This is a genomic window from Corynebacterium sp. (assembly GCF_030826625.1).
Lineage (GTDB): Bacteria > Actinomycetota > Actinomycetes > Mycobacteriales > Mycobacteriaceae > Corynebacterium.
Genome location: NZ_JAPJNQ010000020.1, coordinates 1 through 12,938, shown reverse-complemented (window position 1 = coordinate 12,938; position 12,938 = coordinate 1). Strand labels below are relative to the sequence as shown.

General features: G+C 57.1%; 9 protein-coding genes. 7 read left to right on the top strand and 2 right to left on the bottom strand.

The features are described 5' to 3' along the window. The first annotated feature begins 31 nt into the window (after positions 1-31). Both RCH87_RS04040 and RCH87_RS04035 read left to right on the top strand, forming a co-directional pair. A complete protein-coding gene (locus tag RCH87_RS04040; protein ID WP_306515458.1) occupies positions 32-1,534 on the top strand; it encodes a choice-of-anchor M domain-containing protein in 1,503 nt (500 codons plus the stop codon). Positions 1,535-2,002: 468 nt separating this feature from the next. Then, positions 2,003-2,833 (top strand): Fic family protein, encoded by an 831-nt coding sequence (locus RCH87_RS04035; RefSeq protein WP_306515457.1) that lies wholly within the window; start codon positions 2,003-2,005, stop codon positions 2,831-2,833. Between the two features lie 43 nt (positions 2,834-2,876). Here RCH87_RS04035 and RCH87_RS04030 read toward each other — a convergent pair whose 3' ends face one another. Further along, positions 2,877-3,356, bottom strand: coding sequence for a molybdopterin-binding protein (locus RCH87_RS04030; protein ID WP_306515456.1), 480 nt, complete (start codon positions 3,354-3,356; stop codon positions 2,877-2,879). Positions 3,357-3,585: 229 nt separating this feature from the next. On the opposite strand from RCH87_RS04030, the gene RCH87_RS04025 reads away from it, so the two are divergent. From RCH87_RS04025 to narI, 5 genes are read left to right on the top strand one after another with little or no spacing between them, the layout of a single operon-like run. After that, complete coding sequence (locus RCH87_RS04025) at positions 3,586-4,911, top strand: MFS transporter (RefSeq protein WP_306515455.1); 1,326 nt, start codon at positions 3,586-3,588, stop codon at positions 4,909-4,911. An 18-nt stretch (positions 4,912-4,929) separates the two neighbouring features. After that, complete coding sequence (locus RCH87_RS04020) at positions 4,930-8,688, top strand: nitrate reductase subunit alpha (protein WP_018120627.1); 3,759 nt, start codon at positions 4,930-4,932, stop codon at positions 8,686-8,688. After that, on the top strand, positions 8,688-10,280 hold the full coding sequence (narH, locus tag RCH87_RS04015) for a nitrate reductase subunit beta (protein WP_284593876.1): 1,593 nt from the start codon (positions 8,688-8,690) through the stop codon (positions 10,278-10,280). Before RCH87_RS04020 ends, narH begins: the two co-directional genes overlap by 1 nt. Before the next feature lie 36 nt (positions 10,281-10,316). After that, entirely contained in the window at positions 10,317-11,150 is an 834-nt protein-coding gene (gene narJ / locus RCH87_RS04010; RefSeq protein ID WP_306515454.1) for a nitrate reductase molybdenum cofactor assembly chaperone, read from the top strand. A 41-nt stretch (positions 11,151-11,191) separates the two neighbouring features. Next, on the top strand, positions 11,192-11,971 hold the full coding sequence (gene narI / locus RCH87_RS04005) for a respiratory nitrate reductase subunit gamma (protein ID WP_259802549.1): 780 nt from the start codon (positions 11,192-11,194) through the stop codon (positions 11,969-11,971). 791 nt (positions 11,972-12,762) lie between these two features. Here narI and RCH87_RS04000 read toward each other — a convergent pair. Further along, complete coding sequence (locus tag RCH87_RS04000; RefSeq protein WP_306515469.1) at positions 12,763-12,915, bottom strand: hypothetical protein; 153 nt, start codon at positions 12,913-12,915, stop codon at positions 12,763-12,765. Positions 12,916-12,938 lie beyond the last annotated feature (23 nt).

Here is a 12,938-nt window from a genome sequence, read left to right as displayed (position 1 = left end):
ATTATTATTTCTCACTTCCTTGGGAGGAACCATGAAATCCACGAACAGTGTGCACCGTAGTCGCCGTCTGCGTAGTTCGCTTAGCTCACGCAACCCGCGCCGGTTCTCGAAGACTTCCCTGAGCCTGGGTTTGACCATTGGCTTGGCGACGGCTGGTCTGGGTGCTGGAATGCTAGCGCCGTCGGCAAGCGCGCAAATCCACGAAATCTGCACCGCGGCGGAAGGCTGGACGCCGAATCACAAAATCACGCACGGCCACCAAGACATGACGGTTCTTTCGGAGAACGGATTAGAACCTGCACTGATTGATGATTCCTCCGGCGAGTCGCTGTCCTATGGGTCTGGGCGCAGCGTAGTTGAGGTCTCCAATGACCAGCATGTGAAACTCGATGCTCTGGGAATCGCAGGGCTGCCCGACGAAGGCTGGTACCTGCCACAAACGCAATTGCCTAACGTACCCTGGCTTGGTTTTTCCACGATGTATCTCAGCTCGGAATACTTAGCTGAAGGGGAAGCAGTGTCGATGAACCTGAACCTGAAGCAGGGGCCTGGTCGCATGACCGGTTGGCTCCCAGAAGGGCTGGGTGGCAACAAAATAGTCTTGGACTCCGACGATGCGGATGACGCGTGGCCAATTCCTTATAACACGCACGTGCATACCGGCTTCGTGTTTGAAAAAGCCGGCGTTTATGAGGTCGGCTTCGAATTCACCTTGCCACGCGGCGGAACCCAAACCTTAGACGTGATGTTCCTGGTCGGCGATTACGATTGCGACGACCGCGGCTCGAGCACCTCTGGCACGAACTCCGGCTCGAAGAGTACAGGTGCCAGCGGCAAACCTAAGACCTTTGGCGATCACTTAACCGCGATGGAAAAAGAAATCAGCCAGACGGAAAAGGCGATCTCGGGGATTGAGAAGTCGGTGCGTAAACTCCTCGCGCCTTTCACTAAGGAAGACGACAAGAAGGCTCCGAAGCCGAATGCTGCCGGGAAGCCAGGCGCGCCGGGTGCACCGAACGCGGGAAACAAGCCGGCCCCAGCGAAACCAGGTCAGCCGGGTGCTAACGGGAACGCTAAACCGGCCCCAGCCGGTGGGGGACCGAAGCCAGCTCCGGCTGCACCAAACGCTGGTGGGGGAGGATCAGCCCCCGCCCCAGCACCTGCTCCTGCGCCGCGCAGTGGTGGATCGAACAGCGGCGGCTCCAGTGGCGCAATAGTACCTGCCAAGGCTCCCGCGCCAGCCCCAGCGCCAGCTCCGGCACCAAGCGCTGGTGGTTCCGGTGCAGCTCCGGGCCTGGAAGCAGCTCCGGTAGAAGGTGCTGAAGACGCAAACCTATCAGGCGTCGATGGTCAGGGTGATGCATTCGCCAGTGCCGACGGTGCTGCACAGCGGGGCGCTGCGAGTGCGAACTACAAGCCGACCTCGTCGTCGATGAGCTTCTTTTCCGGCCTGATCCTTGGCCTGGGTGTATTCGCCTTCGCGTTGGGTATCGGTATTTACGTTGTGATGTGGCAGCGTTCCCGCAACAAATAAGTTGTTGGGAGGTCAGTAGCTTGCTGGATCCGGAAGTAACCGTTGGCAGCGCAAACGCTCCGGTGTAAAACAGGAGCCTAAACCAGGGATCTCAACCTGGGACCTAAACTAGGGGTGTAAGTTAGACCCACACTACGGCGGGCTATTTTACAAAAACCGCGATTTTTGTAAAATAGCCCGCTATTATTGTCTATATTCTTACAGCGTTCACTTCTTACAGCGCTCCGTGAAACACGACGCTGATTCAACATACGACGCTGATCTCAAGCAGCTACACCGACTCAAAGAAAGCACGACTCATGGCAAGCACACCTGGTTATAAGCCATTAAAGACGGTCTTTCATGCGAGTCGGGACGGTCATTCGGCTCTGGAGAAAGAACACGCGCAAAGACTCGATTCACCAGCGACTCTACAGTGGGATTTCACCGTCGCAGGGCACCCGCTATTCCTGATGATGACCGTCGAGCTTGCCGCGCTATTGGAAAGAATCTGGCACACTGAACTGCGAATTTCCGAATACCGTGCAGCAGTTGCGAAAGCTTTACGATGAGCTGCTTGCACACGAAATTGCCGCCGATGACGCACCAGACGGGAAGCATTTCCGTCGGCAGGAAGTCACGATCTTCGATGGAACGAAAACGTTTCATCGGGCGCCGGGGGAGGAAGAAGATATCGAGCATAGAATCGATACTTTTTTGCGCACCCAGGCTAGCGCCGAGAATTCTTTGGTGCACGCAATAGTGGGGCATTTTATGTTTGAATACACCCACCCGTTTTACGACGGCAACGGCAGGCTAGGGCGGTTTTTGTTGGCGTTTCGGTTATTGGATGTTCTGTCGGCGCCGACCGCAATGTCTTTGTCGCACCAGTTTTCAGTGCAACGGGCGAAATACTATTCTGCCTTCCAGCAGGCTGAGCATTCACTGAACCGTGGGGAAGTCACTTTCTTCGTTAAAGTTATCGCCGACCTCATTGGCGACGCTCAGGTGGAGCTAGAAGAATCCCTCGACGAGAAGCGCGTGCAGCTTCTTAACTTGGAAGATCGGCTCGGGGGAGCCGAATTCTCGGATTACCAGAAAGCGTTTCTGTCGATTCTTGGGCAGGCGTTTCTATTTGGTCCCCATGAACCGGTGTCCCTGCAGGAGATTGGGCAATACATGGACAAGCACTGGAATACTGTGCGACCAGTTGCACGCGAACTTGTCGCTCAGGGTGTCGTGCGGGAAGTTTCCAAAAAACCATTGTCTTTTGAACTGACAGAGAAGGCGACCACGATTCTCGGATTACAGGAAGTCTAATGCGGCGGCCCTACTTTGTTAACCCATTACCCAGCCGTCGGGTTTAGTTTGTGCAGTCCCGAAAAATATCCGGCAGGAGTGGGAACACCACGGACAGTGTGTCGGTGACCGCGCCTGACGACGATGGGCAGTTGATGATTAGGCTTCCGCCGCCGTGCTCGGTCATGCCGATGATCCCGCGGGACAAACCCGCTTTGGGTGAGGATTGCAAACCGCGCAGCAGCACTTGCGTTTCTAGGCCGTGCAACCGGGCGCTGAGGTATTTTTCAGTAACTTCTGGCGTGAAGTTGGTGGCGCCAATCCCCGTGCCGCCGATGATGATGACGATTTCGCAACCTTCGTTCAGAGCGGCTCTCAGGGCGTTGTCGACTGGATCGTAGCCCTCCGCCACGATCGTGGAAAAGTTAATTTTTAATCCGTAATTTTTAATGAAATCCTTGGCAATTTCGCCAGATTTATTCGCTTTAGCTTTCGATAAAATCCGGTCAGAGCTAACGATGATGCCGACTGAATTTTTAACCATATCGTGTCTCCAATTTCTCGAAAATGAGCCATGAGAAAAGTCACATTCACCTTTTGTTTCCCCAGGTTAGGGCAACCTTAAGTGTTTTACCAGGGGAAGCGTGGAATTTTATAATTACGCAAGATTTGCGTGCCGTAATTCGATGAAATTTTAACTGTTTTTAGTTTCGCATAAGTGTATTAAGACCACTAAATTAGGGGCTATAAGCCCTACGAAAAATGAGGACACTATGACTGCTCTCGATACTTCAGGCAGAGTAATTCAAGGATGGGATCCAGAGAAATCCGATCAATGGGATTCTAAAATTGCCTGGCGAACTTTGTGGATTTCCACGTTCGTTCTCATCATTGGTTTCGCAACCTGGTACCTGGTCTCCGCAATTGCACCACAACTGAATGCAATCGGATTCGACCTCAGCACTGCTCAGCTCTACTGGCTGACGTCCATCCCAGGCTTGGCTTGTGGTTTGTTCCGCCTGTTCTTCATGTTCATGCCACCCATCATGGGTACCCGCAAGCTGGTTTGGGTTTCATCCCTCCTGTTCATCATTCCGATGCTGGGATGGTTCTTCGCCGTACAAAACACCTCCACCCCGTACTGGTGGCTGCTGGTTCTTGCCTTCATGTCCGGTGTCGGCGGTGGCGTGTTCTCCGGATTCATGCCTTCCACCGGCTACTTCTTCCCCAAGCGCCTGTCCGGCACCGCGCTTGGTCTGCAGGCCGGCATTGGTAACTTCGGTATCTCATTCATCCAGCTGGTTGCCCCATGGCTGATGGGATTCACCTTGCTCGGCATTGGTTTCGTCGCACCGCAGCGTACTGACGACGGCCACATCTTCGTCCACAACCCAGCGATCTTCCTGGTCCCCTGGGCAATCGTGGGCGCCATCCTGGCTTTCACGCTGCTGAAAGATGTCCCAATTGAAGCGAACTTCCGCCAACAGATCGACATCTTCGGTAACAAGAACACCTGGATTCTCACCGCCGTCTACATGATGACCTTCGGTGGATTCGCTGGCTTCGCAGCCCAGCTGCCACTGCTGATCAACCAAACCTTCGGCGCTGGTTCGGAATTCGCTGGGCAATTTGAAAACCTGCCCAACGGTGCCACCTACGCCTTCCTTGGCCCACTCATTGGTGCGCTGGTTCGCGCACTTTGGGGCCCGCTGTGCGATAAGTTCGGCGGAGCCATCTGGACGTTCATCGGCTGTGTCGGCATGACTATTTTCACCATCGTCGCCACGTTCTTCCTGACGCCATCCCACCCAGACCAAATGTGGTGGTTCCTCGGTTCGATGCTCGTCGTCTTCTTCTTCACCGGTCTGGCTAACGCCGGCACCTTCAAACAAATGCCGATGATTCTGCCGAAGCGCCAAGCCGGCGGCGTGATCGGTTGGACGGGCGCTACCGCAGCGTTCGGCCCGTTCATCGTCGGTGTCCTGCTTTCCATGTTGGCGCCAACCGTCTTCTTCATCGGCTGCGTCGTCTACTTCGCGATCACCACGGTGCTGGTGTGGGTCTTCTACGCCCGCCCGAATGCACCGTACCCAGGATAAATAGGAGCGAATTTCCCCATGACTACTTCTACAACTGACTCCTCAGCATCCAGCAATTCTAACGGTCCCAAAACCAACCCGCTGTTCAAACTCGGTGCCTACCTGCGCAAGGGTGAGGCCACCGATTCCGGCCAGCAGCTGTTTCTGAAGGGTGGCCGCCAGGCCGACGTTTTTTACCGCAACCGCTGGGCCTTCGACAAGATGGTGCGTTCCACCCACGGCGTGAACTGCACTGGTTCTTGCTCGTGGAAGGTCTACGTCAAAGACGGCGTAATCACCTGGGAATCCCAGGCCGTGGATTACCCCACCACCGGCAATGACATGCCGGAATACGAGCCACGCGGCTGCCCACGTGGTGCCTCTTTCTCCTGGTACACCTACTCGCCGACGCGTGTGCGCTACCCCTACGCCCGCGGCGTGCTCGTCGACATGTTCCGCGAGGAAAAGAAAAAGCACGGCGATTCCGTGCTGGCATGGCGTGCAATCCAGGAAGACCCAGAAAAGCGCCGCGCTTATATCTCCCAGCGCGGCAAGGGTGGCTTGATCCGCATTTCCTACGAAGAAGCGATCGACATTGCGTCGGCGGCTCACGTCTACACCATCCGGAAATACGGCCCAGACCGCATCAACGGCTTCACCGTTATTCCAGCGATGTCGCAGGTATCCTACGGCGCCGGCATGCGCTTTTTGCAGTCCATCGGCGGCGTCGCCCTGTCCTTCTACGACTGGTACGCCGACCTGCCGCCAGCATCGCCGCAGACCTTCGGCGACCAGACGGACGTCCCGGAATCTGGTGACTGGTACAACTCGTCCTACCTGATGATGTGGGGCTCGAACATTCCGGTCACCCGTACCCCGGATGCCCACTTCATGGTCGAGGCCCGCTACAAGGGCACCAAGGTCGTCGTGGTCTCGCCGGACTTCGCGGATAACACGAAGTTCGCCGACGAATGGGCCCGCATCCAACCAGGCACCGACGCGGCGCTGGCATTCTCCATGGGCCACGTCATCCTGAAAACCTTCCACGTGGACCGCCAGGAGCCGTACTTCCTGAACTACATGCGGAAATACACCGACTCGCCATTCTTGGTGGCTCTGGACAAGCGTGACGACGGAACCTACACCCCAGGCAAGTTCTTGACTGCCTCGCAGGTTAGCGATGACACCCTGAAGGAATCACCGAACGCCACCCACCGCGGCTTGGTCATGGAAGAAGACGGTCGCGTCGTCGACCCAGGCGGCACGGTTGCTGACCGCTGGGATATGGAATCGTCGAAGTGGAACCTGGCGCTTGATCATGCCGACCCGGTTATGTCCATCGCCGAGACCGACCAATTCGACACCGCAGAGGTGTTGTTCCCACGTTTTGACTTGGATGCCAACCCAGAAGACGTCGGAACCGGTAAGCCAATCGGCGCTGGTGTCGTACACCGCGGCGTTCCGGTACGTGAAGTTGACGGCAAGCTCGTCACCACCGTCTACGACGTTATGCTCGCGCACTATGGCGTCAACCGTGAGGAACTGAACCTGCCTGGCTCCTGGCCGAAGGACTTCCACGACGCCAGCGAAGTCGGCACTCCAGCTTGGCAAGAAGGCTTGACTGGTGTCGCAGCCGAAACCGCGATCCGCATTGGTCGCGAATTCGCGCAGAATGCTGCCGATTCACAGGGCCGCTCGCAGATCATCATGGGCGCGGGCGTAAACCACTACTTCCACGCCGACAACATCTACCGCACCTTCTTGGCGCTGACCTCCATGTGCGGTACCCAGGGCGTCAACGGTGGCGGCTGGGCACACTACGTGGGCCAGGAAAAACTGCGCCCAATGAACGGCTGGACCCAGTGGGCCATGTCTGCCGACTGGCAGCGCCCACCACGCCACATGATCACCACCGGCTTCTACTACTTCGCCACCGAGCAATACCGTTACGACAACTCTCGGGCATCCCACCTGGGCTCGCCATTGGCCAACAACGACGCCATCGGTGACAAGATGGTCTCCGACACCATGGCAGAAGCCATGCGTCGTGGCTGGATGCCGGCCTACCCGCAGTTCAACCGCAACTCGCTGTTCTTGGCTGACGAAGCCGACGAAGCCGGCATGGAAGTCAACGATTACGTCGTCCAGCAGCTAGAAAAAGGCGACCTGGAGTTCTCCTACGACAACCCATCGGCAGAAGAGAACTGGCCACGCATCCTCATCAACTGGCGTACCAACCTGCTGGGTTCCTCCGCGAAAGGCACCGAGTTCTTCCTCCGCCACCTGCTGGGCATCGACTCCGATGCCAACGCGCCGGAACTGGCAGAAGAAGATCGCCCGCGCACCATCAAATGGACCGATGACGTGCCCGTCGGCAAGCTCGATCTGATGATGACCGCCGATTTCCGCAATACCTCGACCACCCTGGTCTCTGACCTGGTGTTCCCGGCGGCGACCTGGTACGAAAAGCACGACATGTCCTCGACGGATATGCACCCGTACCTGCACTCGTTCAACGCCGCGATCAACCCGCCATGGGAGGCACGCACCGACTTCGAGATCTTCCGTGATCTCGCCGCCGATCTGTCTGACAAGGCCACCACCTGGCTGGGCAAGCAGCGCGACGTCGTCACGCAGCCAAGCCACCACGACAGCCCCGACGAGCTGGGCATGCCAAACGGTGTGGTGCCGAACGTCGAAGAGCAGGGACTGATCCCGGGCGTGACCATGCCGAAGCTGCACGTCGTCGAGCGTGATTACACCAAGATCTACGAGAAGTGGACTCACCTCGGCCCGCTGCCAGCGAAGGCCGGAACTGGCGTGCACGGCACCAAGTTCAACGTCGAAAAGCAGGCCAAAGAGCTTGAGCTGATCTGCGGTACCTCGGAAACTTCCATGGGTGAGCTGGTTGATCTGTCCAAAGACACCAAGGTCATCGACGCGATTTTGCACCTGTCTGGTGTGTCCAACGGTGAGCTGGCGAAGCAGGGCTTCGAGTTCCTCTCCTCGCGCACCGGCAAGGACCTCACCCCGCTGGGCGCGGCCGACGAAGACGTGCGCATCACTTGGGACGACATCAAGGAACGCCCGAAAGAGGTCATCACCTCGCCGGAGTGGACCGCCGACAAGCGCAACAAGCGCCGCTACACCGCGTTTTCCATCAACGTGGAATTCGACAAACCATGGCACACCGTCACTGGTCGCATGCAGTACTACATCGACCACGACTGGTACATCGACTACGGCGAAACCCTGCCGATTTTCCGCCCACCGCTGGACCACGTGCACATGCACGGCGAATTCGCGCCGGGCACGGAACTGACCAACGACCGTGGCGAAGCCGAAGTCACGCTGCGTTACTTGACGACGCACAACAAGTGGTCGATCCACTCGCAGTACTTCGATAACCTGCACGTTTTGTCCATCTCGCGTGGTGGACAGGTCGTGTGGATGTCCAACAAGGACGCCGAGAAGATCGGGGTTACCGATAACGACTGGGTCGAGGTTTATAACCGCAACGGTGTGGTTTCTGCGCGTGCCATCGTTTCCCACCGCATCCCGGAGGGCACGATGATCTGTAACCATGCCCAGGAACGCACCGTCGGTACGCCGATCAATGAGCACACCGGCCGCCGCGGCGGCACGCACAACTCGCTGACCCGCATTTCTATCAAACCGGTACACATCGCTGGCGGTTACGGTCAGCTGACCTACCACTTCAACTACATCGGCCCGACTGGCAACAACCGCGATGAGGTTACTCGCGTCCGTCGCCGTTCACAGGAGGTTTCCTACTAATGAAAGTCATGGCCCAAATTTCCATGATCATGAACCTGGACAAGTGCATTGGCTGCCACACTTGTTCGGTGACCTGTAAGCAGGCATGGACCAACCGTGAAGGCACCGAGTACATCTGGTTCAACAACGTCGAGACCCGCCCGGGTCTGGGCTACCCACGCACGTGGGAGGACCAGGAGAAGTGGAAAGGCGGCTGGGAACGCACCAGCTCTGGCAAGCTGAAGCCGAAAGCCGGTGGACGCATCAAGAAATTGGCGACGCTGTTCCACAACCCGAACTTGCCGGAGCTCAAGGACTACTACGAGCCTTGGACTTACCAGTACGAAGATCTGATGGGTGCGAAGGCTGGGCAGAAAACGCAGCCAACCGCAAAGCCGGTATCGCAGATCGACGGCCGCGACATCAGCAAGATTGAATGGTCGTCCAACTGGGACGATAACCTGGGTGGTTCCACCGCAACCATGGACGATGACCCGGTGCTGCACAACATGAACCTCGAGGTGAAAAAGGAAATCGAGGATTCGTTCATGTTCTACCTGCCGCGTATCTGCGAGCACTGCATGAACCCGACCTGTGTTTCTTCGTGCCCATCTGGTGCGATGTACAAGCGCACCGAGGACGGCATTGTTCTGGTGGACCAAGACCGTTGCCGTGGTTGGCGCATGTGCGTGTCCGGCTGCCCGTACAAGAAGGTGTATTTCAACCACAAGACTGGAAAAGCCGAAAAATGTACCTTGTGCTACCCGCGCTTAGAGGTCGGGCAGCCGACGGTGTGCTCCGAGACTTGCGTGGGCCGTCTGCGCTATCTGGGCGTGATTCTTTACGACGCCGACCGCGTCGCTGAGGCCGCTGCCACCGAAAACGAGCAGGATCTGTTTGAGGCGCAGAAGTCGATCATGCTGGACCCGCATGACCCAGAGGTGGTGCGTGCCGCACAAGCAGAGGGCATCCCGCACTCCTGGATTGATGCTGCCCAGCAGTCGCCGATCTACGATCTGATTTTCAAGTACGGTGTTGCTTTGCCGCTGCACCCGGAGTACCGCACCTTGCCTATGGTCTGGTACATCCCGCCGCTGTCCCCAATCGTCGACAGCGTGACTGCCTCCGGTAACGACGGCGAGGATCACAAGATCTTGTTCTCGGCTTTGTCGAATATGCGCATCCCGCTGGACTATCTGGCTGGGTTGTTCACCGCGGGTGATACCGTGCCGGTGGAGAAATCCCTGCGCCGCCTGGTGGCTATGCGTTCCTACATGCGCGATATCAACCTGGGCAATGAGCCGCAGGAAGAAATTGCGCAGGCCGTTGGTATGACCGGCAAGCAGATTGAGGAGATGTACCGTCTGCTTTCCATCGCGAAGTATGACGACCGCTACGTCATTCCGACCGCTTCTCCGGAAACCCCACGTGGCATTTCCAACCTGGACCCATTCGGCAACGTGGACCCAGCAAAGGCATCCGAGGACGTATTCCACGACCTTGGCATGGGCGCACCGGAAGCCTGCACCAGCAGTGCTGCCCAAGGCGGCAAGGTCTCGCTGCTGTCCTGGAGTGGCGACCGGCCCGATTCGATGTTCCCGCCGAAAAAATAGGGCACTAGGCCAATAGGGAAGAAGTAGGAGCACACCGTGAGTATCTTCGACAAACTGCGTAAACGCCCGGCAACACCGTCGACGAAGCCGAAGTTCGCCGCAGCGCCTGCCGACGACGCCGTCGCAGGCTACGGCACACCGGCTGGTATCGGCAGCATGGGTGGTGCCAAGGATGTCGAGCGCACCTTGCGCGCCCACACCGGCAAGGTACCCACCGAGTTCATTGCCCCGGTGGAGGTCACCGAAGAGCAGCGACGCATCACCGCGATGGCGGTCTCGGTGCTGCTGAGCTACCCGGGTGAAGACATCATCGACAAGCTCGCCGCTGTCGAAGAGCAGGTAGATCAGCTGCCGTTGGCGATCGCCACGGATTTCGTGAACTTCGCGGAATGGGCGCGCAGCGTGGGCCCGCGCGCGTTGGAAGAACACTACGTGGAAACCTTCGACCAGCGTCGCCGTTGCGCGTTGTTCCTTTCCTACTACGCCGTTGGCGATACCCGCCAGCGGGGCATGGCGATTCTGTCATTCCGTGAGCAGCTGGAGGCACTTGGTTTCCAGATCTCCGATGACGAACTGCCAGATCACCTGTGCGTGGTGCTGGAAGCCATGGCGATGACCGAAGGCGCAGAGCACGACAGCGCGGTGCAGCTGGTGGCTAGCCACCGCGAGGGCATCGAGGTACTGCGGGCGGCGTTGAACCAGGTGAATTCGCCGTACGTGGCGCTGATCGTCGCATTGTGTAAGGCGCTGCCGCAGGTGGACGCGAAAACCGCGCAGAAATACGTCGATTTGATCCGCACCGGCCCACCGGCAGAAATGGTGGGTATCGCGGACCTGCCGTTCCCCACCAGCCAGCCGGGCGTGGTGTAGCGGAATTGAACCTAATACTTTAAATAATTAAGGACCACACCATGTTTGATAACTTCCTCTGGGGCGCGTTCCCGTGGTTAGCGATTGTGGCGTTTGTCGTCGGTATCTTCTGGCGTTGGCGCTCGGACCAATTCGGCTGGACCACCCACTCCTCGCAGATTTATGAATCCAAGCTGCTGCGTCTATCGTCGCCGCTGTTCCACTGGGGCATGGTCTTCGTGATCATCGGCCACCTGATGGGCCTGGCTTTCCCGAAGTCCTGGACTCGCGCCGTCGGCATCGACGATCACACTTACCACCTGATCGCGACCATCCCCGGATCGATCGCCGCGTTGGCCGTGCTGCTCGGATTTGCCGGCCTGCTCTACCGTCGTTTGAAGAACCGCTCGGTGTTCTTGTCGACGTCTACCTCCGACAAGGTGATGTACATTTTCTTGGGTGCGGCGCTGATTTCCGGTTCCTTCGCGACGTTTACGCTGCAGTTGTTCGACCTAGCCGGTACCGGCGGATACGACTACCGCGAAACCATCTCGCCGTGGTTGCGTCAGCTATTGATTTTCAATATTGAGCCGGAGCTCATGGCTAACGCTCCGTGGCAGTTCAAAGTGCACGTCATTGCTGGTTTCACGCTGATTGCCGTGTGGCCGTTTACCCGCCTGGTGCATGCATTCTCCGCGCCGGTGGGGTACACCACCCGCCCGTACGTGCTGTACCGTTCCCGCGATGAGCGCACCACCCCGATGCGTTCCAATACCGCGTGGGAGCCGATCCGTTCGCACCGCGAGCAGTTGGAAGGTGAAACCCCAAGCCACGGGGCTTAGGTTTCCCGCGGGTCTAGCCATCTGACTCAATACGCTGCTACGGCAGCGACTGCCGCCAGTCTGGTGCTCAATTGCGAGCATGAGGGCTGGCGGTTTTGAGTTGGCGGATAAAAGTGCTTTCTCTAGAGACGCACTTCGGTTTTTTCTCTATATAAACTCGAAGAGTGACAATTTCTCAATATCACGCCGTATTTAGAAATCCCGGTAAAGCGCTAGGTCTATTGGTAGACAAACGATAATATGGTTAGCTCAAAGCATTTCGAGATCAGGAATATTTGGGGGTCAGGTGAGAAAAACCAAGGCGAAAATCGCGATCGGGCTTATCTCCGTTAATCTACTTCTGGCTGTAATCGGTAGCTTTCTTATGCAAGATACTGATTTATACCATTGGCCGGTGTGTTTTGTTCTCGGACTCAGTGCAGGAGCCCTAGGTATTGCAGAGCGTAAACCATGGATAGCGGGAATTGGGCTGTTCAGTGCGGTATTTCCAGCGATTCTCATGTTTGGGTCCTGGTTTGTGTATACCGTAATGAATATATCCTGAATGAATATATTGAAGTGTACTAGGTTTTGTTCCTAGGCATTTACCTTATTTTCTATTATTTCCCGAGACCCATCTTGTACCCAAAACGAGGCTTCAACCTCGACCGGGGTGCGGTATCCCAAGCTTTGATGCAGCCTTCAGCAGCTCATTAGTATCTCGCAGCTCTTGGTTTTCACGACGTAGTCTGGCGTTTTCAGCAATCACGTCTTCTTCGGCAGGAGTAACATCGCCATCCCGGCGAGCAGGCTTAAGTCCATAGACGAGCCGTGTGCCATGAAACCCCCAACTTTGGGGCTACTGCTTGGCACGCGGGGTGCATCGACATATTTTCCGCCACGATGCGGTCTTCCACGAGGCGGACTACGCGGTCCTTGGCATCCTGGTCAAATTTTTTGGGCATGTTCGAAGATTTTCCCATCTACT